Source organism: Streptomyces sp. NPDC058877 (genome assembly GCF_042742855.1).
GTDB lineage: Bacteria > Actinomycetota > Actinomycetes > Streptomycetales > Streptomycetaceae > Streptomyces.
Genome location: NZ_JBHYMF010000007.1, coordinates 18,260 through 40,406 on the forward strand (window position 1 = coordinate 18,260; position 22,147 = coordinate 40,406).

Annotated in this window: 21 protein-coding genes; 8 read left to right on the plus strand and 13 right to left on the minus strand. The window is 73.5% G+C overall.

Annotation, left to right across the window (positions count from 1 at the left end; genetic code table 11):
- Window positions 1–54: 54 nt before the first annotated feature.
- A complete protein-coding gene (gene metG / locus ACFW2Y_RS03100) occupies window positions 55–1,662 on the minus strand; it encodes a methionine--tRNA ligase (RefSeq protein ID WP_384872670.1) in 1,608 nt (535 codons plus the stop codon).
- Between the two features lie 150 nt (window positions 1,663–1,812).
- On the minus strand, window positions 1,813–3,807 hold the full coding sequence (locus ACFW2Y_RS03105; RefSeq protein ID WP_384872672.1) for a VWA domain-containing protein: 1,995 nt from the start codon (window positions 3,805–3,807) through the stop codon (window positions 1,813–1,815).
- Window positions 3,808–4,066: 259 nt separating this feature from the next.
- On the opposite strand from ACFW2Y_RS03105, the gene ACFW2Y_RS03110 reads away from it, so the two are divergent.
- Window positions 4,067–6,109 carry a PhoX family protein gene (locus ACFW2Y_RS03110; protein ID WP_384872675.1) on the plus strand — a complete coding sequence of 681 codons (2,043 nt, stop codon included), beginning with the start codon at window positions 4,067–4,069 and terminating at the stop codon, window positions 6,107–6,109.
- Between the two features lie 27 nt (window positions 6,110–6,136).
- On the opposite strand, the gene ACFW2Y_RS03115 is transcribed toward ACFW2Y_RS03110, so the two are convergent.
- The 8 genes from ACFW2Y_RS03115 to ACFW2Y_RS03150 all read right to left on the minus strand — a co-directional run bounded on the left by ACFW2Y_RS03115 (window position 6,137) and on the right by ACFW2Y_RS03150 (window position 14,110).
- Complete coding sequence (locus tag ACFW2Y_RS03115; RefSeq protein WP_384872677.1) at window positions 6,137–7,117, minus strand: hypothetical protein; 981 nt, start codon at window positions 7,115–7,117, stop codon at window positions 6,137–6,139.
- Window positions 7,118–7,174: 57 nt separating this feature from the next.
- Window positions 7,175–8,647 carry an APC family permease gene (locus ACFW2Y_RS03120; RefSeq protein WP_384872680.1) on the minus strand — a complete coding sequence of 491 codons (1,473 nt, stop codon included), beginning with the start codon at window positions 8,645–8,647 and terminating at the stop codon, window positions 7,175–7,177.
- A gap of 205 nt (window positions 8,648–8,852) precedes the next feature.
- Complete coding sequence (locus ACFW2Y_RS03125) at window positions 8,853–10,811, minus strand: FUSC family protein (RefSeq protein ID WP_384872683.1); 1,959 nt, start codon at window positions 10,809–10,811, stop codon at window positions 8,853–8,855.
- Between the two features lie 228 nt (window positions 10,812–11,039).
- Window positions 11,040–11,276: a DUF2630 family protein gene (locus tag ACFW2Y_RS03130; RefSeq protein ID WP_384872685.1), complete on the minus strand. Its 237-nt coding sequence runs from the start codon at window positions 11,274–11,276 to the stop codon at window positions 11,040–11,042.
- A gap of 18 nt (window positions 11,277–11,294) precedes the next feature.
- The gene (locus tag ACFW2Y_RS03135; RefSeq protein ID WP_384872688.1) at window positions 11,295–12,095 is read right to left on the minus strand and encodes an endonuclease/exonuclease/phosphatase family protein; all 801 of its coding nucleotides are present in this window, start codon (window positions 12,093–12,095) and stop codon (window positions 11,295–11,297) included.
- Between the two features lie 314 nt (window positions 12,096–12,409).
- Entirely contained in the window at window positions 12,410–12,835 is a 426-nt protein-coding gene (locus ACFW2Y_RS03140; RefSeq protein ID WP_384872690.1) for a hypothetical protein, read from the minus strand.
- Window positions 12,836–12,846: 11 nt separating this feature from the next.
- A complete protein-coding gene (locus ACFW2Y_RS03145; protein ID WP_384872693.1) occupies window positions 12,847–13,272 on the minus strand; it encodes a hypothetical protein in 426 nt (141 codons plus the stop codon).
- 37 nt (window positions 13,273–13,309) lie between these two features.
- Entirely contained in the window at window positions 13,310–14,110 is an 801-nt protein-coding gene (locus tag ACFW2Y_RS03150; protein ID WP_384872696.1) for an alpha/beta fold hydrolase, read from the minus strand.
- A gap of 75 nt (window positions 14,111–14,185) precedes the next feature.
- Between ACFW2Y_RS03150 and ACFW2Y_RS03155 the strand changes: the two genes are divergently transcribed.
- The 3 genes from ACFW2Y_RS03155 to ACFW2Y_RS03165 all read left to right on the plus strand — a co-directional run bounded on the left by ACFW2Y_RS03155 (window position 14,186) and on the right by ACFW2Y_RS03165 (window position 17,165).
- Window positions 14,186–15,565: a PLP-dependent aminotransferase family protein gene (locus ACFW2Y_RS03155; protein WP_384872699.1), complete on the plus strand. Its 1,380-nt coding sequence runs from the start codon at window positions 14,186–14,188 to the stop codon at window positions 15,563–15,565.
- Window positions 15,566–15,614: 49 nt separating this feature from the next.
- On the plus strand, window positions 15,615–16,019 hold the full coding sequence (locus ACFW2Y_RS03160; RefSeq protein WP_384872702.1) for a hypothetical protein: 405 nt from the start codon (window positions 15,615–15,617) through the stop codon (window positions 16,017–16,019).
- A 198-nt stretch (window positions 16,020–16,217) separates the two neighbouring features.
- Entirely contained in the window at window positions 16,218–17,165 is a 948-nt protein-coding gene (locus ACFW2Y_RS03165; RefSeq protein WP_384872705.1) for a serine hydrolase, read from the plus strand.
- 99 nt (window positions 17,166–17,264) lie between these two features.
- Here ACFW2Y_RS03165 and ACFW2Y_RS03170 read toward each other — a convergent pair whose 3' ends face one another.
- Together ACFW2Y_RS03170 and ACFW2Y_RS03175 are read right to left on the minus strand one after the other, a co-directional pair.
- Window positions 17,265–17,903 carry an FMN reductase gene (locus tag ACFW2Y_RS03170; protein WP_384872707.1) on the minus strand — a complete coding sequence of 213 codons (639 nt, stop codon included), beginning with the start codon at window positions 17,901–17,903 and terminating at the stop codon, window positions 17,265–17,267.
- Window positions 17,904–17,907: 4 nt separating this feature from the next.
- Window positions 17,908–18,987 carry an LLM class flavin-dependent oxidoreductase gene (locus ACFW2Y_RS03175; protein ID WP_384872848.1) on the minus strand — a complete coding sequence of 360 codons (1,080 nt, stop codon included), beginning with the start codon at window positions 18,985–18,987 and terminating at the stop codon, window positions 17,908–17,910.
- Window positions 18,988–19,095: 108 nt separating this feature from the next.
- Between ACFW2Y_RS03175 and ACFW2Y_RS03180 the strand changes: the two genes are divergently transcribed.
- From ACFW2Y_RS03180 to cobM, 3 genes are read left to right on the plus strand one after another with little or no spacing between them, the layout of a single operon-like run.
- On the plus strand, window positions 19,096–19,236 hold the full coding sequence (locus tag ACFW2Y_RS03180) for a DUF6126 family protein (protein ID WP_384872710.1): 141 nt from the start codon (window positions 19,096–19,098) through the stop codon (window positions 19,234–19,236).
- A 32-nt stretch (window positions 19,237–19,268) separates the two neighbouring features.
- Window positions 19,269–20,501, plus strand: a complete 1,233-nt coding sequence (cbiE, locus tag ACFW2Y_RS03185; protein ID WP_384872713.1) for a precorrin-6y C5,15-methyltransferase (decarboxylating) subunit CbiE — start codon at window positions 19,269–19,271, stop codon at window positions 20,499–20,501.
- A complete protein-coding gene (gene cobM / locus ACFW2Y_RS03190) occupies window positions 20,498–21,247 on the plus strand; it encodes a precorrin-4 C(11)-methyltransferase (RefSeq protein WP_384872716.1) in 750 nt (249 codons plus the stop codon). The genes cbiE and cobM overlap by 4 nt, the downstream gene beginning before the upstream one ends.
- A 20-nt stretch (window positions 21,248–21,267) precedes the next feature.
- On the opposite strand, the gene ACFW2Y_RS03195 is transcribed toward cobM, so the two are convergent.
- Window positions 21,268–21,342, minus strand: coding sequence for a 50S ribosomal protein bL37 (locus ACFW2Y_RS03195; protein WP_099895366.1), 75 nt, complete (start codon window positions 21,340–21,342; stop codon window positions 21,268–21,270).
- Window positions 21,343–21,450: 108 nt separating this feature from the next.
- On the opposite strand from ACFW2Y_RS03195, the gene ACFW2Y_RS03200 reads away from it, so the two are divergent.
- Complete coding sequence (locus ACFW2Y_RS03200; protein ID WP_384872719.1) at window positions 21,451–22,128, plus strand: hypothetical protein; 678 nt, start codon at window positions 21,451–21,453, stop codon at window positions 22,126–22,128.
- The last annotated feature ends 19 nt before the right edge of the window (window positions 22,129–22,147 follow it).

Sequence of the window (22,147 nt, forward strand, 5' to 3'; positions counted from 1 at the left end):
CCCCGTACGAGGGGGCGGCGGCCTTCTTCGTGCCTCGGGACGTCCCTCAGGACGTCAGTCCTTCTTCGGCTCCTCCAGGCGCGGGAACAGCACCGCGCCCTTCGTCACCGTCGAGCCGGCGGGGAGCTGTCCCCAGGTGGCCGCGGACTGGACCGGCTGGGAGGCCAGCGCGCCCAGGGACGCCTCGGCGCCCAGCGAGTCCCAGAGGGCCTGGGAGGTCTCCGGCATGATCGGGTTCAGCAGGACCGCGACCGCGCGGAGCGACTCGGCGGCCGTGTAGAGGACGGTCGCCAGGCGGGCCCGGCCCTCCTCCGAGTCGTCCTTGGCCACCTTCCACGGCTCCTGCTCCGTGATGTAGCCGTTGACCTGCTTCACGAAGTCGAAGATCGCCAGGATGCCGGACTGGAAGTCCAGCTCCTCGCCGATCTTCGCGTCGGCCGTGGAGACCGCCTTGGCCAGGCCCTCGTGGAGCGCCTTCTCCGCGTCGCCGTCGGCCGTCGAGGCCGGCAGCTCGCCGCCGAAGTACTTGCCGACCATGGCCGCCACCCGCGAGGCGAGGTTGCCGTAGTCGTTGGCCAGCTCGGAGGTGTAGCGGGCGGTGAAGTCCTCCCACGAGAACGAACCGTCCTGGCCGAACGCGATCGCCCGCAGGAAGTACCAGCGGTACGCGTCCACGCCGAAGTGCGAGGTCAGGTCCTGCGGCTTGATGCCGGTCAGGTTCGACTTCGACATCTTCTCGCCGCCGACCATCAGCCAGCCGTTCGCCGCGATCCGACCCGGGACCGGCAGGCCCTGCGCCATCAGCATCGCGGGCCAGATGATCGCGTGGAAGCGCAGGATGTCCTTGCCGATGAGGTGCACGTTCGCCGGGAAGGTCCCGTCGAACTTCTCCTGGTCGGCGCCGTACCCGACGGCCGTCGCGTAGTTCAGGAGCGCGTCGATCCACACGTAGATCACGTGCTTGTCGTCCCACGGCACCGGGACGCCCCAGTCGAACGTCGAGCGCGAGATGGAGAGGTCCTCCAGGCCCTGCTTGACGAAGTTCAGGACCTCGTTGCGCGCCGACTCCGGCTGGATGAAGCCCGGGTTCGCCTCGTAGAACTCCAGGAGCTTCGGGCCGTACTCGCTCATCTTGAAGAAGTAGTTCTCCTCCTTGAGGATCTCCACCGGCTTCTTGTGGACGGCGCAGAGCTTGGTGCCGTCCTCCGCCTCGATGAGGTCGCCCGGGAGCTTGTACTCCTCACAGCCCACGCAGTACGGGCCCTCGTACCCGCCCTTGTAGATCTCGCCCTTGTCGTACAGGTCCTGCACGAACTCCTGCACGCGGTCGGTGTGACGCTTCTGGGTGGTGCGGATGAAGTCGTCGTTCGCGATGTTCAGGTGCTCCCAGAGGGGCTTCCACGCCTCCTCGACGAGCTTGTCGCACCAGGCCTGGGGCGTGACGTCGTTCGCCTCGGCCGTGCGCATGATCTTCTGACCGTGCTCGTCCGTGCCGGTGAGGAACCACACCTTCTCGCCGCGCTGACGGTGCCAGCGCGTGAGCACGTCGCCTGCGACGGTCGTATAGGCGTGGCCCAGGTGAGGAGCGTCGTTTACGTAGTAGATGGGGGTCGTGACGTAGTACGCCTTCGCCCCCTGCTTCTCGGATCCAGTGGCCGCCATGGTCGAAATCCTAACGGCCTGACGGAGATCCACTCACCTCGATAAGCCGGGGCCGGGGAGGACCCGCGGAACCCCGCCGCTCCCCTTGCCCCCGCCGCCACCGGCCCGCGGCGACGGTGACCCCGCGGTCACCGTCGCCGTCGTCGGCCGCTAGAACTCCAGGCCGGACAGCAGGCCCCGGTAGAAGGCCGCGTGCGCCGTCTCCACGGGGGTCGCGCCCGCGAAGTACGTGCTGGTGCGGGGGGTGCCGTCGAGCTTGCGGAGGTAGTCGAAGGCCTTGTTGTCCTCCTCGCCCCAGACAACGAACCGCCAGTGCAGCGGACGGTCGGCGGCCTCGGCGAGCGCCTGCGTGGCAGCCGTCTTCGACTCCGGGGCGCCGTCGGTCTGGAACACGACGAGTGCCGGACGGGCCGGGTCCTCCTTCGCGTGGTGGGCCAGGACCTCCTCGACCGCACGGTGGTAGTTCGTGCGGCCCAGCCGGCCGAGGGTGCCGTTGACCTCCTCCACGCGGGTGGGGGTGGTCGTCGCGGGAGTGAGGTCCACGGTGCCGTCGACGTCCGTCGAGAAGAACACGGTCGTGACGGTGGCGGCCTCGTCCAGGTGCGCCGACAGCGCGGTGACCTGCTCGGCGAGCCGCTGCACGGAGCCGTCCTTGAAGTACCCGCGCATCGAACCGGACCGGTCCACCACCAGGTACACGGCGGCCCGCGTCCCGGTCAGCCCCTGCTTCTTGAGCTGGGCACCGGCCGCCTTGTAGGCGTCGGCGAGGTGCGGTGCGACGGCCTTGACGGCGGCGAGGGGGAGGGCGGGTGCGGGCGTCTCGTCAGGCGTCTCGTCGGGGGTCTGGACGGGGTCGCTCGGGGAGTCCTCGGACCGGGCCGGGGCGGGCGTGACCTCCTCGGCGGGGGCCGGGTCGACCGGGAGCGCCGGAGCCGGGGACCGGTCGGCCGGCTCGTCCGCCGCGGCGGCGATCGCCTCCGGCTCCGCGGGCGCGGCGGACTCGGCCTGCGGTTCCTCTTCCGCCGTGGCGGTGGCGACCGCCTCCGGCTCCACCGGCTTCGGGCCGTCCGCGGCGGTGACCGCCTCCGGCTCCGCGGGCGCGGTCGTGTCGGCCTGCGGCTCTTCGGCCGTGTCCGTCTGGGGGGCGGCGGGGGCGTCCACCGCGGTGTCGGTCGTCGTGCCCGTGGCCTCGGTCACCGCCTCCGGTCCGTCGGCCTCGATCGGCTGCTCGGCGGCGGGCTCCACCGCTTCGGAGGACGCTTCGGACACCGCTTCGGTCGGCTCCGCGACCGCTGCGGTCACGACCTCCTTAGGTGCCGGAGCTTCCTCGGCAGCCTCCGTCGTGGCCCGCTCGGGTGCGGTGACGGTCTCCGCGGCGGGGGGCACCTCTTCGGAGGCGGCCGGCTCCGGCTCGGCGGTCGTCTGCTCGGGGACGGTGGCCTCGGCAGCGGGGGCCGTCCCTTCGAGGACGGTGGCTTCGGGGGCGGCAACCGGCTCCGAGGGGGCGGTCGCCCCGGCAGCCGGGGCGGCTTCCTCGGTCGCGGCGTCCTGCGGGGTGACGGTCTCCGGCGCGACGGTCTCCGGGGCAGCGCTCTCCGGGGCGCCGGCCTTCGCTCCGGCCGTCTTCTCCTCTTCGGCCTTCTCCCCTTCCGCCTCCTGCTCGGGGGCCGCCGGCGGTGCGGGCTCCGAGGGCGCGGGCTCCGAGGGCGCGGCCGTCTCCGTCTTCGCCTCCGTCTTCGCCTCCGCGGCCGGTGCGGGCTCCTCCTCGGCGTCCGTCCGTGCACCCGCCTCCTCGGCCGTCACGGCCGGCTCCGCCTCCACCTGCCCAGTGGCGGCGGCCCGGGCCCTGGGGATCTGCGGGTTGTCGAAGGACGCCGCCACCAGGTCGTCCGCGGCGCGGCGGGCCTCGTCCGAGTCGTCCGGTGCGGTGGCGGGCGCCGGTGCGGTGGCGGCCACCGGGGCGGCCGATGCGGCCGGGGCGTCTCCGGTGGTCCCTCCCTCGACGGCGTCCGTGGTCGCCCGCGTCTCCGGGACGGCCTGCTTCTCCGGAACGGGGGTCTCACGCGTCTGGGGCGGGACGGAGGTTGCCGGGGTTTCCTCGCGGTCCCGGCCGAACACCTTGCGCAGCATGCTCCGAATACCCATGGGCGAACCCTTTCGCATGAGTGGGGGTGCAGTGTGAATGTCCGTACTGGGCGTTTCGGGACGTTCATCCCTGGCCAGGGCGGACACGTAAGGTTAGCGGCCGTCCCCGCTCTCTCCGATGACCCGGCCGTCCTCGGTTGTCGTGCATTCATGCGGTGTTCACTCCTTCGCCGTCCGTGTGCAGGCGTACGCGCATAGCGTCGCCGCCGAAGGAATCCCGACAGCATGTCGGCGCAGTGGTGCGCCGGAGGAGGACGAAGTGCGCAAACTGCTGCCGCTGCTGAGCACGAACGCCCACGGGGGTGGCCGTTCCGCTCTCACCTGCCGGTTCCGCTGCGGTGACGCCTGCTTCCACGAGGTGCCCAACACCAGCGACAACGAGTACGTCGGCGACGTCATAGCCGGCGCGCTCTCGCGCCGTTCCGCGCTCCGCGCCGCCGCCGTCGTCACGGTCGCCTCCGCCGCCGGCGGGGCCGTCGTCGTCGGGACCGCGCCGGAGGCGGCTGCCCGTCCGTCGAAGCCCGAGCGCGTCGACGGCGCCCGTGGCCTCCGCTTCAAGCCGGTGGCGCCCAACACCGACGACCGGGTCACCGTTCCCGTCGGATACGAACAGAACGTGGTCATCCGCTGGGGCGAGCCCATCCTCCGCGGCGCGCCCGCCTTCGACCCGGAGAAGCAGACCGCGCAGGCCCAGGCCGGCCAGTTCGGCTACAACAACGACTTCCTCTCCCTGCTGCCGCTGCGCGGGGAGCACCACCGGCAGGTCCTCGTCGCGAACCACGAGTACACCGACGAGGTGCTCATGTTCCGCGGCTACGACGAGGCCGACCCGACCCGCGAGCAGGTCGAGATCGCCTGGGCCGCGCACGGCCTCTCGGTCGTCGTGGTCCAGGAGGAGCACCGCACCGGCAAGCTGACCCCGGTCACCCGCCACCACCTCAACCGGCGCCTCCACACGACGAGCGAGTTCGAGCTCACCGGTCCCGCCGCGGGCAGCGACCTGCTCAAGACCTCCGTGGACCCGACCGGACGCAAGGTCCTCGGCACGCTCAACAACTGTGCCGGCGGCACCACGCCCTGGGGCACCACCCTCCACGGCGAGGAGAACTTCAACCAGTACTTCGCCAACGGCTCCAGCGCCACCGACAAGCGGTACGGCGTCGGTACCGGGGCCACCGAGCGGAAGTGGGAGCGGTTCGACAAGCGCTTCGACCTCGCGCAGGAGCCCAACGAGGTGCACCGCTTCGGCTGGGTCGTCGAGCTCGACCCGTACGACCCGGAGTCGACGCCCCGCAAGCGCACCGCCCTCGGCCGCTTCAAGCACGAGGCCGCGCAGCCCCGACTCACCGAGGACGGCCGCCCCGTCGTCTACATGGGCGACGACGAGCGGTTCGACTACTTCTACAAGTTCGTCTCTTCGAAGCGGATGAAGAAGGGGTCCTCCCGGGCCGCCCGCGAGCACAACCTCACCCTGCTCGACGAGGGCACCCTCTACGTCGCCAAGCTGACCGGGGACTCGCCCGCCGCCGAGATCGACGGCAGCGGAAAGCTCCCGAACGACGGCGAGTTCGACGGCTCCGGCGTGTGGATCCCGCTCGTCACCGGCGACGTCTCGCACGTCCCGGGCATGACCGCCGAGGAGGTGTACGTCTTCACCCGGCTGGCCGGTGACAAGGTCGGCGCGACGAAGATGGACCGTCCCGAGGACGTCGAGCCCTCCCCCCGCAGCGGTCGCGTCTACGTGGCGCTCACCAACAACTCCAACCGCGGCAAGGAGGGGTACGCGCCGGCCGACGAGGCCAACCCGCGCAACCTCAACAAGCACGGGCAGATCCTGGAGCTCGCCGAGCACTGGGACGACCCGTCCTCCGACGGCTTCGCCTGGCGGCTGTTCCTGGTGGCCGGCGACCCGAACGACCCGGCCACCTACTTCGCCGGCTTCCCCAAGGAGAAGGTCTCCCCGATCTCCTGCCCGGACAACGTCGCCTTCGACCCGCACGGCAACCTGTGGATCTCCACCGACGGCAACCGGCTCGGCTCGCACGACGGCCTGTACGGCGTCGCCACGCGGGGCGAGCGGCGCGGTGAGCTCAAGCAGTTCCTGACCGTGCCGGCCGGCGCCGAGACCTGCGGCCCGATCGTCCAGGACCGCCGCGTCCTGGTCGCCGTGCAGCACCCGGGCGAGATCGACGGCGCCTCCGTCGAGAACCCCGCCTCCGTCTGGCCCGACGGACCCGGCAAGATCGTCCGCCCGTCGGTCGTCTCCGTCTGGCGCAAGGACGGGCGCGACATCGGCGTCTGATCCGGTGCCCCGGGCCTGGGAAGGGGGTCACCCCACTCCCAGGCCCTCCCGGAACCGCAGGAACTGCTCCTCCGGATCGCCGGTGTACGCCCACGGCACCCATGCGGCCCGTGACCCGAGCATTCCCAGCAGCTCCCGGGCTATCTCCACCTGGCCCGCGTAGCAGGCCGCGTGCGCCAGGAAGTTGAGGTCGGCGACCTCTTCCGGCGCCACCGGTCGGTCCGGGTCCCGGCCGCAGATCCAGCGCGCATGGGTGCGGCGCAGTTCCGTCGCCGCGAGTTCGTGCTTCCAGTGCTGGTCGAAGCCCCGCACGGGGCCCCGGCCGAGCGCCCCGTCCGCGACGTACCGGTACTCCTCGACCCGGGCCACCTGCACCAGGACGGGCAGCGGGGAGCCGGGGGGCGCCACGCCCGCCGCGTCGCGGGCGAAGTCGTACATGCTGCCGTGCGTGCCGTGCCACCGCGCCGACCAGTAGCGCAGCACCTGGATGTGCCCTTCGGTGTTGTACGGGTCGCGGCGCCGCAACTCGTCGAACCAGTGGCGCAGCTCGCGGCGCGGCACCCCGCCCTCGTACAGCCGGGCCACCGAGAGCAGCGACACCCACGGCATCGGGTCGGCCGGTGCCGCCTCGGCCGCGCCCCGGCAGGCGTCGACGGCGGCGTCGATCCGGCCCCGGTCGATGACGGCGCCCCGGCCGGCCGCGATGGCCGCGTCGAAGACCCGGACCACCTCCGTCGCGGCCCGGAGCACGGCGGCGTCGGGGTTGCCGGGTTCGGCGGCCCGCCAGGTCTCGACGGTGGAGCTGCCGGCGGCGGCGTGCGAGAGGAGCCGCAGCCGGTGGGTGCGGCGCGCCCAGTCCGTGCCGGTGCCGGCGAGCAGGTCCCGCACGCCCTGCCAGCGGCCGATGACGATGTCGTGGCGTGCTTCGGTCAGGGCCCGGTCTCCGAAGTCCGGATCGAAGTCGGGCGCGAAGCGCTCCTGGCGCGCCGAGCGGCGGCGTACGGCCATCGGGGTCTCCTTCGGGTTCGGCTGCCGTCAGAAGTCGTTCTGTCTGCGGGGGACGGGTCAGAAGTCGGTGGCGTAGCTCTTGTCGTCGGTGCGGTCCCTCCGGGGCGCCGGGACCGCGGCCTGCTCCGCGGCCAGCGCGCGGACCGCGTCGAGGCGCGCCGGACGGTAGTAGTCGCTGCCCCTGCGCCAGTACACGAGCAGCGGCACCACCCCGAGGAGCAGTCCGCCGAGGCCGATGGCGAGGGCGGTCGTGGTGAGGACGCCGAGCGATTCGACGAACGCCCAGAGCATGAACGCGGAGCCCAGCAGCGGCCACAGTCCGCCGAGGAACAGGTCCTTCACGGAGCGGAACAGGACCGTCTTGTACGCGACGATCGCGGCGATGCCGGCGAGGCCGTAGTAGAAGGCGATCTGGAGGCCGATCGCGGCGACCGCGTCGCTGAGGATCCGTTGGACGGAACCGGCGGCTGCGGCGGCGGCGAACATCAGGAGGGCGGCGCCGCCGACCGCGGCGATCGCGACCCACGGGGTGTTCCAGCGGTGGTGCACGGAGCCGAGGGCCGCCGGCAGGGTCCGGTCGCGGCCCATGGCGAACAGCGAACGGGTCACCTGGAGGAGGGTGGTCTCCAGGGTGGCGACGGTGGACAACAGGACGGCGACGACGAGCAGTTTGCCGCCGATGCCGGGCCAGATCTCCTGGCCGAGGACGGCGAGGACGTTCGGCCCGGCGGTGCGGATCTCCTCCGCGCCGAGCAGCACGTTGACGGCGACGGTGAAGGCCTCGAAGAGCAGGAAGACGAAGCCGACGCCGACGAGCGCGGCGAGCCCGGCGGTGCGGCGGCTGTTCCGGGTCTCCTCGCTGAGGTTGCTGGTGACGTCCCAGCCCCAGTAGTAGAAGGCGGCGATCAGCGCGCCGGCGGCGAAGCCCTCGGGGCCGTCGAAGCGGTCGAGCGCGAACCAGGACCAGTCGAAGGCGGTGGCCCGGCCCCGGTGGGCGACGGCGGCCAGCACGAAGCCGAGCAGGATCAGCATCTCGGCGCCGGACATGACGAGTTGTGCCCGTACGGTGAGCCGGGCACCGCCCAGGACGACGAGCAGCATCATCAGGAACCAGCCGGCTCCCACCGCGGCGGCGAGCGGGGTGTTCTCGGCGAGTTCGGGATCGAAGAGGGAGAGGGTGAGCGAGCCGGCGGGCAGCGAGCCGGCCACCATGAACACGGTGGCGGAGAAGACCAGGGCCCAGCCGGAGAGGAAGCCGAGGAAGGGGTGGAGGGTGCGGCCCACCCAGGAGTATCCGGCACCGGCGTTGACGTCGATCCGGCCGAGCCGGGCGTAGGCGAGGACGATGCCGAGCATCGGTATCGCGCAGTAGAGCAGGGCGCCGGGGCCGGCGAGGCCGACCGCGCCGAAGAGGACGGCGGTGGTTGCGGCCAGCGAGTAGGCGGGGGCGCTGCCGGCGATGGCCATCACGATCGTGTCGAAGGTGCCGAGGACGTTGGGCCGGAGCCCTCTGTTGGTGGTGGTGCGCATGGCGGGACCTCGGGGGCGCGGGGGGTGAGGCAGGGCGGTGGCAGGACGAAGTGGTGTGTCCGTCGGGCCGTTTGCCGACGGTGGAGGGCTCGGATCACGGTGAATCGTGCGCATCGTAGTCGCCCGGGTGGTTCCCGGTAACGGCGGTGGGGAGGGTTCCGTTCCGTGACCGCCGGTAAGTTCTCCGGCGTGCTTCCCCGGGTGTTCACCGCAGGTCGGGGCCGGCGATGGCACGGGCCGCGCTGACTTCCTGGCGGAGCGGCTCCAGCACTCCGTTCTCGTCGCCGGGGAGTTCCGCGTGGACCTCCACGAGGGTTTCGGTGCCCCGCAGTCCGTCCGCGAGCTCCCGCAACTCCCTTTCCACGGCGGCGACCTCGGCGGGGTCGGGGGCGGGCGCGCCGTGGTTGACCCGGATCCGGGCCGCCGTCGTGGCGTCCACGATCCGCTCCACGGCGACGACCAGCGGCCACCAGGCGGCGGCCCGGGTGCCGGTCGGGGGCGGTTCGGTCAGGGCCCGCTGGAATTCGGAGCGGACCGTCGACAGGTCCCGGTAGAGCTTCCGGCGGGCCCGCAGCCTGCTGCCCTGGCCGTCCGCCGCCGCGGGGCCGAAGGCCCGGCCCACGTAGGCGGCGGTGTCGGCGACCGCGTCCGCGAGCCGGTCCCCGATCCGGGCGTGCCAGGACTCGGGCCAGAGCAGGTAGCCGGCGACCAGGGCGATCGCGCAGCCGATGAGCGAGTCGTACAGGCGGGGCAGGACGAGGCCGAAGCCCTGGTGGTTGAGCAGGTCGGAGAGGAGCAGGATGACCGGGGTGATCGCTGCGGTCTGGAAGGCGTAGCCCTTCGCCGAGAAGGCGGGGACGAGCGCCGCGAGCACGCACATCACCGGCACGTCCCACCAGCCCCGGGGCACTTCGGAGAGGACGAGGGCGGCGAGGACGAGTCCGGCGGCGGTGCCGGCGGCACGGAGCACGGCCCGGGAGAACACCGAGCCGAAGTCGGGCTTCATGACGAAGGTGACGGTGAGTGCGACCCAGTACGAACGGGGCACGGCGACCAGCGAGACCAGGGCCTGGGCGAGGCCGATGCAGAGCGCGAGCCGCAGGCCGTACCGCCAGGACGCCTCGGACAGCAGGGCGGCGCGGACGGCCCGGCGGACCCGGACGCGCAGCGCGGCGGGCCGCCCGAGCCGGTCGTCGACGTTGTACGGGTCCGGATCGGCCTGGTGGACGACGGCCGCCGCATGGCGCAGGGCGTGGTCCACGGCCTTCTCGGCGGGCCGTTCGGGCACCGGCAGGTCCAGGTCGGGGGCGCCGGTGCGGCCCTCCTCGACGGCGTCGGCGAGGTCCCGCACGGCAGCGGGGACCGCGGCGGGCAGCGGGCCGACGAGCCGGGCACGGAGGTGTGCGGCGGGGGCGGCTTCGACGAGGGGGATGACGACGTTCAGTTGGGCCAGCAGCCGCACCAGGGAGGAGGCACGGCCGTGCTGGCGGGTGCGGCGGGAGAGGACCAGGTCGTATGCCTGGTTGAGGGAGGCGGTGACGGCCTGGCGCTTCTCGTCGTACGCGGCGGTGCCGGTGGCCTCGTACAGTTCGGCCACCGCCCGGTAGGTCGACGCCACCGCCGACCGTTCGGGCGCGGCGCGGCGCAGCGGCCAGCCGAGGAGGGTGAGGAGGAGGACGAGCAGTCCGCCGAGGGTGAGGAGGACGGGGGCCTTCCACCAGGGGTCGGGCATGGGCAGACCGGCGCCGACGACGGCGTTGAGGAGGAGCAGCAGGCCGGAGACGGAGGCGACCGCGCCGATGGAGGAGATCATCCCGGAGACCAGCGCGATGAGGGTGAGGGCGGCGACGGCGAGCCAGCCCTGGCCGAAGACGAGGGTGCCGAGGGCGACCCCGACGGCGCCGAAGAGCTGGGGCACCGCGATGTTGAAGACCCGCATCCGATAGGCGTCGGCGGTGTCGCCGATGACGCCCGACAGGGCGCCCATCGAGACGAGTGCGCCGTACGCCGGCCGGTCGGTGGCGAGCCCCACGGCGAGCGGTGCGGACAGGGCGACGGAGGCGCGGAGGACGGCGGCCCAGGGGATCTCCGCGGGGGCCGGGCGGAGTCCGGCGGTCAGCCAGGGGGGCGGGGCGAGACGTGCGGGTCCTGCGGGACGTGCCATGTGTCAAACGTACGACGGCGCCCGGCCGGTGCCGTGTCGTCGACGGGCGTTCCGCGGGCGGATCTCCGGGAGGGCGGGCGGATCTCCGGGAGGTGTGCCACGGGCGGCACGGCGGGGGCGCCCACCGGGACGCCCCTCGGGTGCCGGTCGCCGGTCCCGGGGCGGGCGGGGAGGAGTGGTCGCGTCAGCCCGGAGGCCGTCGCGGGGCGGTGGCCGCCGGGGCGGTCCTCAGTTGCGGTAGGCCTCGACTTCGGAAGCCGGGCGCAGGGCGGCCGTGTCGGGGTCCTCGCCGAACTCCGCCTTCGCCCGACGTTGGCGCAGCAGGTCCCAGCACTGGTCGAGGCGCACTTCCAGCTCGGCGAGCCGGGCGCGTTCCTCGGGAAGGAGGCCGCCGGTCCGCTGCCGCAGGGCCCGCTCCTCTTCGACGAGGGCGCCGATGTCGTCCAGGATCTCCTCGTTGTCCATGCCTACCAGCGTGGCCGATCAGCGCTCGCCCCGCAGGTCGAGAGCGGTGAGGACGGCGCGGTGGTCGGAGCCGGCGAGGTCGGGGAAGCGGATGTGGTCGACCGTGAAGTCCTCGCTGACCAGGACGTGGTCGATCTGGACGTACGGCGGGAGGGGGGCGTCCGTGGGCCAGGTGGGGGTGCGGCTGGAGTGCGTCAGGCGAGCGGCGTCCTGGAGCCGGCCGGCGCGCAGGACCGCACGGAAGGCGGCGTGGTCCTGGGAGGCGTTGAAGTCTCCCGCCATCAGGAACGGCCGGTCGGGGGTGCGTCCGGCGGCGGTGTCCGCGAGCCGGCCGAGTTCCCGCTTCCACCGGTGCACCTGGCGGGGCAGCGGCGGCAGCGGGTGGGCCAGTTGGAGCCGGACCGGACGTCCGGCGATCTCGACGGTGGCGCCCGGCATGCCCATGGCCGCGGGGACCACCCGCTCGTCGCGCAGCGGACGGGCGCTGAGCAGGACGGAGCCGACGGAGCCGTCCGCGTCGACGGCGGTCCGGTGGGGGAGCTCGGCGGCGAGGGCGGTGGCGAGGGACCGCCCGCAGGCGCGGTCGCATTCGGAGACGAAGACGAGGTGGGGGCGTTCGCGTCGGACGGTGGCGATCAGCGCGTCGGTGGCCCGGCCGAACCGCACGTTGGCGGCCAGCACGCGGACCCGGGCGAGCGGCAGCCCGTACGAGGTGACGAGGTGCGGGGTGTGGGGCAGGGAGGTCCAGCCGGTGGCGGTGAGGACGAGGACCGAGAGGAAGACGAGGGCGCGTCGGCGGGCGGCGGCGGCGAGCAGCACGGCGAGGCCGGCGGGGAGGGTGAGCCAGGGGAGGAAGGAGAGTAGTTGCGGTACGGGGGTGACGGCATCCGTGTCGAGCGCCCGGCAGGTGGCGGCCAGGGCGGGGGCGAGGAGGGGCAGCCCTGCGGCCCGGGCGGCGAGTCGTCGTCCGGGCCTCGGGGGCGGCGGCTCGGGGGCCGCCGGGACGGTGCGCGTCTGCGTGTCCGTGACGGGTTCGGTGGGCTGGGCGGGCCCGATCGGTGGGCTGGGCTGGGCTCGATCGATCGGCTCGGTGGGCTCGATCGGCTCGGTGGTGAGGGCTCGGTCCAGGCACTTCAGTGGCGCAGCGCCTGCCCGACCTCCGCCGTGGGTTCGCCCGAGAGGGTCCGATTGCTGCGTGCCGTACCGGTCTTGGAGGCGCCGGGTTCGACGCCGTTGATGTTGAGGACGACGGCGTCGAGCAGATTGCCGTCGCCGTCACGGAAGTTGACCAGGATCGTGTAGTCGGCGCTCTTGTCCTTGGGGTTGGTCGCGGTGATCTCCGCGACCGTGCGGTCCCCGTCGGTGCTCGTCGGCCCCGCGGTCACGTCTGCGCCGGCGTTCACCCCGTCCTTGACCTCGTCCAGCTTCTCCTGGGCGGCCGAGGCGACGGCGGCCGTGGCGGACGAGACGATCTCGCCCGCCTTGTCGCCGACGCTGTCGCAGCCGCTGAGGGCGAGGAGGGTGACGGCGGCGAGTGCGGCTCCGGTGGTGCGTCGCATGTTCCGGCGCCTCAGAAGGTCTCGCCCGAGCCGTACGACTCGTCCGTGGCCAGCGCCCAGATCACGAAGATCGAGATGGCCATGGAGAAGAGCGCCCACCAGGGCTGGTACGGCAGGAAGAGGAACTGGAAGAGGATGTTGAGGGAGGCCAGGGAGATGCCGGCGATCCTGCCCCACTCGGCGCCCTTGAGGATGCCGAAGCCGGTGACGGCGATGATGACGCCGAGGATCAGGTGGATCCAGCCCCAGGTGGTGAGGTCGAACTTGAAGACGTAGTCGCCGATGCGGGTGTAGACCTCGTCCTCGGCGATGCCGGCGATGCCCTGGAAGATGTCCATGAAGCCGATGACCAGCATGAGGACGCCGGCGAAGAGCGTGCCGCCGGCGGCCCAGGCGCCGGCGGTGCTCGGCTTGCGGGGTGCGGTGTTCTGGCTCATGCCCCCATCGTCGGTGCGCTCGCCGGTGCGCGATCGTTCAACGGGTCCGAACGAGTGAGCGGAGGAAGGCGTCGAGTGCCGCGTCGAACTCCTCGGGCCGTTCCAGGTTGGGCAGGTGGGCGGCCCGCTCGATGACGGCGAGCGTGGAGTGCGGCAGCAGGGCGTGCATCTCCTCCGCGTCCGCCACCGGCGTGTAGGTGTCCTCCCGGCCGACCACGATCAGCGCGGGGACCGCGAGTGCGGCGAGCGTCTCCCGGTAGTCGGGCCGCTCGGCCCGGCCGCGCAGCGCGGCGGCTGCGGCGACCGGGTCGGTGGCGCACATCATGCGGTGGACGTGGGGTGCGGCGTGGGTGTTGTGCGGGGCGACCATCCGGTCGAGGACCTCGTCGGCGTATCCGCGCATGCCCTCCCGCAGGAGCCGGTCGGCCATGGCGTTCCGGGCCCGCCTGCCGTCCTCGGTCTCGGCGGCGGGGAAGGTGTCGGCGAGGACGAGGCCCCGGACGCGCCCGGGGTGGCGGCGGACCAGTTCCATGGCGATCTGGCCGCCCATGGAGAGGCCGGCGAGGACGCACTCCTCGATTCCCAGGTCGTCGAGGAGGGCGATGAGGTCCTCGGCGAAGACCCCGAGGTCGGTGGAGCCGGGGGAGGCGCCGAGCGGGCTGTCGCCGTAGCCGCGCAGGTCGGGGGCGAGGACCCGGTGTCCGGCGCGGGAGAAGCGGTCGATCTGCGGCTGCCACATGGTGTGGTCGAAGGGGTGGCCGTGGACCAGCAGGAGGGCGGGGCCGGAACCCCGGTCCGCGTAGGAGGTCTCGGCGTGGACGGTGCGGGAGACGGGCATGGCGGCAGGCTAGGCAGCCCCCGCCGATCGGTGCAATAAGATCTTTGCTCTCGGTGCAATGGGGGAGGGGTTCGAATGGACGAGTACCGCAGGATCGCGGACCGGGTCGAAGCGGCCGTGCGGGGCGGGCGGCTCAAGCCCGGCGACCGGATGCCCCCGCAGCGCGTCTTCGCCCGCCGCCACGGGATCGCGAACTCGACGGCGATCCGCGTGTACGGGGAGCTGGCCCGCCGCGGCCTGGTCGTCGGAGAGGTCGGTCGCGGCACCTTCGTCCGGGCCGCGCCCCCGCTGCCCGGCCCGGCGCTCGCCGAGGCCACCGGCGCCGCGCCCGTCGACCTCCAGCTCAACTACCCGACCGTGCCGGGGCAGTCGGAGCTCATGGCCCGTGCGCTCGCCGCCCTCGCCCGGCCCGACGTCCTCGCCGAGGCCGTCTCCCGCCCCGCCGCCGCCGGTGGCACCCCGCAGGCCCGGGAGGCGGCGGCGGCCGTGCTCGCCCGGCCCGGCTGGGCTCCCGATCCCGAAGGGGTCCTCTTCGCCGGGAACGGCAGACAGGCCCTCGCCGCCGCGCTCTCCGCGCTCGTCCCGCCCGGTGGCCGGCTCGGCGTCGAAGCGCTCACGTACCCCCTGGTCAAAGCGGTCGCGGAGCGGCTCGGCATCCGACTCGTCCCGCTCGCCCTCGATGCGGAGGGCGTACGGCCCGAGGCCCTGGAGGCCGCCCACCGGTCCGCGCCCCTCGCCGCCGTCTACCTCCAACCGACCCTGCACAATCCGCTCGCCGCCACCCTCGGTGAGCAACGTCGAGCCGAACTCGCCGAACTCCTCAGGCACTTGGACCTGACGGCCGTCGAAGACACCACCTGGGCCTTCCTGGTCCCCGATGCGCCCGCCCCGCTCGCCGCCCACGCCCCCGAGCGCGTCCTCCTCGTCGACAGCCTCTCCAAGCGGCTCGCCCCCGGGCTGACCGTCGGCTACGTGGTGGCGCCGGGACGGCTGCGGAACACGGTGGCCGACGCCCTGCGCTCCGGCGCCTGGACGGCGGGCGGCCTCGCCCTCGCCGCCGCGACCCGATGGGCCGGCGACGGAACGGTCACCGAGGCCGTCGCCGCCAAGCGGGCCGACGCCAGGGCCCGGCACGCCCTGGTCGTCCGCCACCTCGGCGACCGGACCGTCCGGACCTCCCCCCACGCCTACTACTGCTGGTGGGAACTGCCCGCCCCGTGGCGCGCCGAGACCTTCACGGCCGCCGCGGCGGCCCGTGCGGGCGTGGCGGTCACCCCGGGCAGTGCCTTCGCCGTGGGCCGCGGCGGCGCGCCCGATGCGATCAGGATCGGGCTCGCGTCCCCGCCCCGCCCGGTCCTGGACGAGGCCCTGGCCCGGCTGGCGGCCCTGGCCGCAGAAGGCCCGGCGACCGGGCCCGGCCCTGATCCACTTGCGGGCCGTCCGGCGGGGGTGTGACCTGGAGGGTGCGGGAACCAGGGGGGCGAGAGACGAAGGAGCTCCTGCCATGGCCGCACACGCAGCGGCGCCCACCAGGCGCCGGATCAGCATGAACGGCTGGGGAGGCCCGGTCACCATCGGCGTCCTGTACGGCCTCTACGCGGCCACCGTCGCGCGCCAGGGCGGCCCCACGACCCTGGGACAACTGTGGCTCGGCCTCATCTCGGCCGTGGTCCTCGCCGTCGCCATCGTCGCCCTGCGGCGCTACGGTCGTGCCCTGCCCCGCGAGCCGCGCGCCGCCGCCTGGGGCGCGCTCCCCGGCATCGCGGTCGGCTTCCTCTACAGCCTGTCCGGCGCGAGCGTCTTCTCGTCGAGCGGGCTGGGACTGATGACGGCGCTGGTGTCCGGCGCCGCCGCCTACTACCTCTTCTACACGCACGAGGACGCGACGGGTCATCCGGCTCCGTGGTGAGCCGGGGCGGATGGACCGTCCGGGTGGGACCCGCACGCCGGAGCGCACCCGCCGCCGCGCGGAAGCGGCCGTCGGCACGGCGGCCCCCGGCCCGGGACCGCTGACGGGGATCCCGCCCTCGCGCCGGTGCGGGGCGGACGGGCCCCGCCCCCGGGACCACGCCCCCGGTCCCGCCCTCCCGGGTACCGGGGGACCGCCGTGAAGCGGCGACGGACCCTCCTGGTGCTCCCGCTGCTGGGCGTGGTGCTCGCTGCCGCCTCGTGCGTCCTCGCGCCCGACCGCTCCGCCGCCGCGCCCCGGCCGGCGCCCCCCGGTCCGACGGCGCCGCCGGTGACGGCCCCGGTCCGGCCCGCTCCCCTCGCGCCCGCGGCGACCGCCCCGCCCCCGTCGGCGGGCCTTCCCCCGTCGGCGAGCGCCCCGAGCCCCGAGCGGGCCGCGCGTGCGGCGCTCGACGCGCTCGGCCCGCACCCCGGCCGGTACGCGCTTGCGGTCGAGGACCTCACCTCGGGCCGCTCCGTGACGTACGGGGCGGTCACGGAGTCGTTCGTCTCCGCGAGCATCATCAAGGTCGACATCCTGGCCGCCCTGTTGCTGCACGTGCAGGACCGCGGGACCCCGCTCACCGCCGAGGAGCGGCGCCTCGCGTCCGCCATGATCCGCCGGAGCGACAACGACGCGGCCCAGCAGCTCTGGATCGAGGTGGGCAGGCGCCCGGGCCTGGACGCCGCCAACGGGCGGCTCGGCTTCAGCGGGGCGCACGCCGGGCAGCAAGGCCCCTGGGGGCTCACCCGGACCACGGTCCTCGACCAGCTGAACCTGTTGAGGCGCGTCTTCACCGAGGACTCGCCGCTGACCGCCGAGTCCCGGGCCTATCTGCGGTCCCTGATGGGCGGGGTCCTTGCGGGGCAGGACTGGGGCGTCAGTGCGGCGAGTTCTCCCGCCGGTGCGTTCGCCCTCAAGAACGGCTGGTTGCGGCGGGACGCGACGCACCGCTGGGTCGTCCACAGCATCGGCAGGGTGGAACACGGGGGACACGTCCTGCTGGTGGCCGTCCTCACCGACGGGCAGCTCGCGTACGAGGACGGGATCTCGCTCGTCGAGCGGACCGCGGCGACGGCGGTCCGCGCCCTGACGGGGGACTCCTGACGCCGGGCCCCGGCCGCCGACCGCGGGCGACCGTCGGGCCGGAGGCGGGCCGGCGCCGGGGGTTCCGGCACCGGCCCGGGCCGTCGCTCCCGGAGCGGATCAGTCGAGCCGCAGGTCCGCCAACTGCTTCTCGAACGGGATGACCTCGTCCTCCTCCGCCCGCCGGGCGGGCCGTGCCGCGACCGTGTCCGCGAACTCGTTCCCGGCCCGGGTGATCCGGGTGGGCAGCCCCTCCTGCCCGAAACCGGTCGGCGCCGCGTCGCCGCCGGTGCCCCAGTCCTCGGAGGCCGCGTAGACCGCGGTGGGGACGACGAGGGCCCGCAGGTGGGCGAAGAGCGGTCGCAGGGCGTGGTCCAGGACCAGGGAGTGGCGGGCCGTGCCGCCGGTCGCTCCGAGGAGGACCGGGGTGCCGGTCAGCGCGGCCGGGTCGATCAGGTCGAAGAAGGACTTGAAGAGCCCGCTGTACGAGCCGGTGAAGACCGGGGTCACCGCGATGACGCCGTCCGCTCCGGTCACCGCGTCGATCGCCTCCCGCAGCGCGGCCGACGGGAATCCCGTCACGAAGTGCTTCGCGACGTCGACGGCGAGGTCGCGCAGCTCGACGACCCGGACGTCGACGGCGTACTCCTGCTCGGCGAGCCGGTACCGGGCCGCCCGGAGCAGTCGGTCGGTGAGGAGCCGGGTCGAGGACGGGCTGCTGAGTCCGGCCGAGACGGCGACCAGCTTCAGGGTCTGCATGGCCTCAGGCCTCCTTCTTCGCGGAAACGGCGGGGTGGAGCGGGGCGGTCTCCGGCACGCCGGCCGGACGCAGGTTGGCGAACTCCTTGCGGAGCACCGGGACGACCTCCTCGCCGAGGAGGTCGAGCTGCTCCAGGACCGTCTTGAGGGGGAGTCCCGCGTGGTCGATCAGGAACAGCTGGCGCTGGTAGTCGCCCACGTACTCGCGGAAGGACAGGGTGCGCTCGATGACCTCCTGCGGGGAGCCGACGGTCAGCGGGGTCTCCCGGCTGAACTCCTCCAGGGAGGGGCCGTGGCCGTAGACCGGTGCGTTGTCGAAGTACGGGCGGAACTCCCGTACGGCGTCCTGCGAGTTCTTCCGCATGAAGACCTGCCCGCCCAAACCGACGATCGCCTGCTCGGGGGTTCCGTGGCCGTAGTGCGCGTACCGCTGTCGGTAGAGGCGGACCATCTTCTCGGTGTGCTGCTTGGGCCAGAAGATGTGGTTCGCGAAGAAGCCGTCGCCGTAGTAGGCGGCCTGTTCGGCGATCTCCGGGGAGCGGATGGAGCCGTGCCAGACGAACGGCGGGACGCCGTCGAGCGGGCGCGGGGTGGACGTGAAGCCCTGGAGCGCGGTGCGGAACGTGCCCTCCCAGTCGACGACGTCCTCCCTCCACAGCTTGTGGAGGAGTGCGTAGTGCTCGATGGCGAGCGGGATGCCCTGTCGGATGTCCTGGCCGAACCACGGGTAGACCGGGCCGGTGTTGCCGCGGCCCATCATCAGGTCCACCCGGCCGTCGGCGAGGTGCTGGAGGGTCGCGTAGTCCTCGGCGATCTTCACCGGGTCATTGGTGGTGATGAGGGTCGTGGAGGTGGAGAGGACCAGGTTCTCGGTGCGGGCGGCGATGTGCCCGAGGAGGGTGGTGGGGGAGGACGGCACGAACGGCGGGTTGTGGTGCTCGCCGGTCGCGAAGACGTCGAGCCCGACCTCCTCGGCCTTGAGCGCGAGGGCGACGGTGTTCTTGATGCGCTCGTGCTCGGTGGGGGTGCGGCCGGTGGTGGGGTCGGTCGTCACGTCGCCGACGGTGAAGATCCCGAACTGCATCGTGCTCACCTCTTGCCCTTCGGTGTCGGGAAGCTAATGGTTGAATCTTAAAGCATCAGCTTCAACGGTACGCCCCCCTCCCCTATTCCGACCCGTACCCTGGACCGCATGACCACACCTGAGACCGACGGCGAGCGCTGGAAGGAGCGGGGCGTGATGCTCCGCGTCTTCGTGTACGTCTTCGCCACCCACGCCTTCGCGGGCTTCGTCTGGCTGCTCTTCTACGTCGGGCAGAACGCCCAGAAGTAGGAGCCGACCGGGGCTCACGTAGAGTCGCCGACGTGAACGGTGCGATAGCGGTCGTCGGAATCGGCGCGGACGGCTGGGACGGACTCCCCGAGACCTCCCGCCGCGTCCTGGGCGCCGCCGAGGTCCTCCTCGGCGCCCCCCGTCAGCTCGACCTGCTGCCCCCCGCGGACTGCCCCGGCGAACGGATCGCCTGGCCCTCCCCCCTCCGCCCCGCCGTCCCCGGACTGCTCGCCGCCCACCGGGGCCGCGCCCTCGCCGTCCTCGCCAGCGGGGACCCCTCCTTCCACGGCATCGCCCGCACCCTCCTGGAGACCGGGGCCGCCGACGCCGAACGGCTCCGCATCCACCCGCACCCGTCCTCCGTCTCCTACGCCTGCGCCCGCCTCGGCTGGCCCCTGGAGGACACCGAGACCGTCTCCCTCGTCGCCCGCCCCCTCGCCGCGCTCTCCGCCGCCCTCCACCAGGGCCGCCGCCTCCTCGTCCTCAGCGAGGGCGCCGACACCGCCGCCCGGGTCGCCGAACTGCTGCGCGCCACGGGCTGGGGCGGCACCCGCATCCGGGTCCTGGAGCAACTGGGCGGTCCCGCCGAACGCCTCCTCGACGGCACGGCCGAGGACTGGCCGCACGACCGGACCGCCCCCCTCAACGTCCTCGCGCTCGACTGCACTCGTGACCCGGACGCCCTCCGGCTCGGCTCCGCGCCCGGGCTCCCCGACGCGGCGTACGAGCACGACGGGCAGCTCACCAAGCGCCATGTGCGGGCCGCCACCCTCGCCGCCCTCGCCCCCGCCCCCGGCGAACTGCTCTGGGACGTCGGCGGCGGCTCCGGCTCCATCGGCGTCGAATGGATGCGCACCCACCGCTCCTGCCGGGCGATCGCCATCGAGAAGTCCTCCGAGCGGGCCGCCCGGATCACCCGCAACGCGGACGCCCTCGGCGTCCCCGGCCTGCGCGTCGTCCGGGCCGCCGCACCGGAGGGCCTCGCCGGCCTGGAGACCCCCGACGCCGTCTTCATCGGCGGCGGACTCACCGCACCCGGCCTGCTCGACGCCTGCTGGGACGTCCTGCCCCCCGGCGGTCGACTCGTCGCCAACACCGTGACGCTGGAGTCCGAGGCCCTGCTCGCCGACCGCTACCGCCGCCACGGCGGCGAACTCGTCCGGCTCGCGGTCTCCACCGCCGTGCCCGTCGGCGGCTTCACGGGCTGGCGCCAGGCCATGCCCGTCACCCAGTGGTCCGTAACGAAAGGTTCTGAAGAGGGATGACCGTCTACTTCATCGGCGCGGGCCCCGGCGCGGCCGACCTGATCACCGTGCGCGGTGCACGGACCCTCGCGGCCTGCGGCGTCTGCCTCTACGCCGGCTCCCTCGTCCCCACCGAGCTCCTCGCCGAATGCCCGCCGGACGCCAAGCTCGTCGACACGGCCCGGCTCGACCTGGACCAGATCATCGCCGAGATCACCGCCGCCCACGAGGCCGGCCGGGACGTGGCCCGACTGCACTCCGGCGACCCGTCCGTCTTCAGCGCCGTCGCGGAGCAGATGCGCCGCCTCGACGCCGCGGGGATCCCCTACGAGGTCGTGCCGGGCGTCCCGGCCTTCGCCGCCGCCGCGGCGGCCCTCAAGCGGGAACTCACCGTCCCCACGGTCGGCCAGACCGTCATCCTCACGCGGATCGCCCAGCAGGCCACGCCCATGCCCGAGGGGGAGGACCTCGCCACCCTCGGCCGCAGCGGCGCCCTGCTCGTCCTGCACCTCGCCGCGCGCTACGTCGACCGGATCGTCGCCGAACTCGTCCCCCACTACGGCGCCGACTGCCCGGTCGCCGTCGTCGCGATGGCCAGCCGTCCCGACGAGGTGATCCTGCGCGGCACCCTCGACGACATCGCGTCCCGGGTGAAGACCGCGGGCATCACCAAGACCGCCGTGATCATCGTCGGCCGCACCCTCGCGGCCTCGGAGTTCCGCGACAGCCACCTCTACGACCCGGCCCGGGACCGTCACAGCTGCTGACCGCCCCGGACCGGCCGGAATCAGGCGTTGGGCCGCTTGCCGTGGTTCGCCTTCTTCTTCTTGCGGGCCCGCTTCTTGTTGCCGCGCTTCGCCATGGGACTCCCTCTCACCCAACTCACTAGGGGACGGTGCCCTGGCAAGCCTAGGGTCGGGGTGCCGGGGCCGCACGTCGATCCGTCGGCGCCGTGCGGTCTGATGGAGGCATGACCGTCTACGACGTGGCCCGGGCGCTGCCGGGCATCGAGGAACTGCGCGACCACAGCCGGGCGCTCGCCATGGCGGAGGCCGTGCTCTGCCCGGAGTGGGAGGGCCGCTGTTACTCCTTCGACGCCCACTGGTCGGAGGACGAGCAACTGGCGTCGATGAGGGACGGTGAGGGCGGCGAGTACACGATCGTCCTCTCCCCCGCGGGGGCCTTCGCCCGCGCCTTCGACCACGAGTCGCCGCTCAGCCCGTTCGGACCGCTCGCGGACGGCCGGACCTGGCCCGGCCTGCTCGACGGGGTTCCGGAGCCCTTCGGGGAGTACCTGACCGAGCCCGCGTTCACCGACGAGGACGGGGTCCACGTGACCACCGCCTGCCTGTGGCGGGAGGCCGCGGACACCGCCTGGCGCACCGGTCCGGTCGAGTTCCCGGACCTGGACGGGCACCCGGACCCGGACGGCTCCGGCCGTCTCTTCCGCCTGCTGACGGACCGCTCGGCGGAGGCGTACGCGGAGTGGGCCGAGGAGTACTACGAGCGCCCGGTGGACCGCGGGGCGGTCCGCCGGCTGCTCGCCCTGCACCCGCTGACGGCGGAGCTCGTCGCCGCCCTCAACCCCGAGGTGACGCTCGCGGACCTCGCCGAGGACATCCAGGAGATCGGCTACCCGACGGCCTGAGCACCGCCCGCCCGCGCTC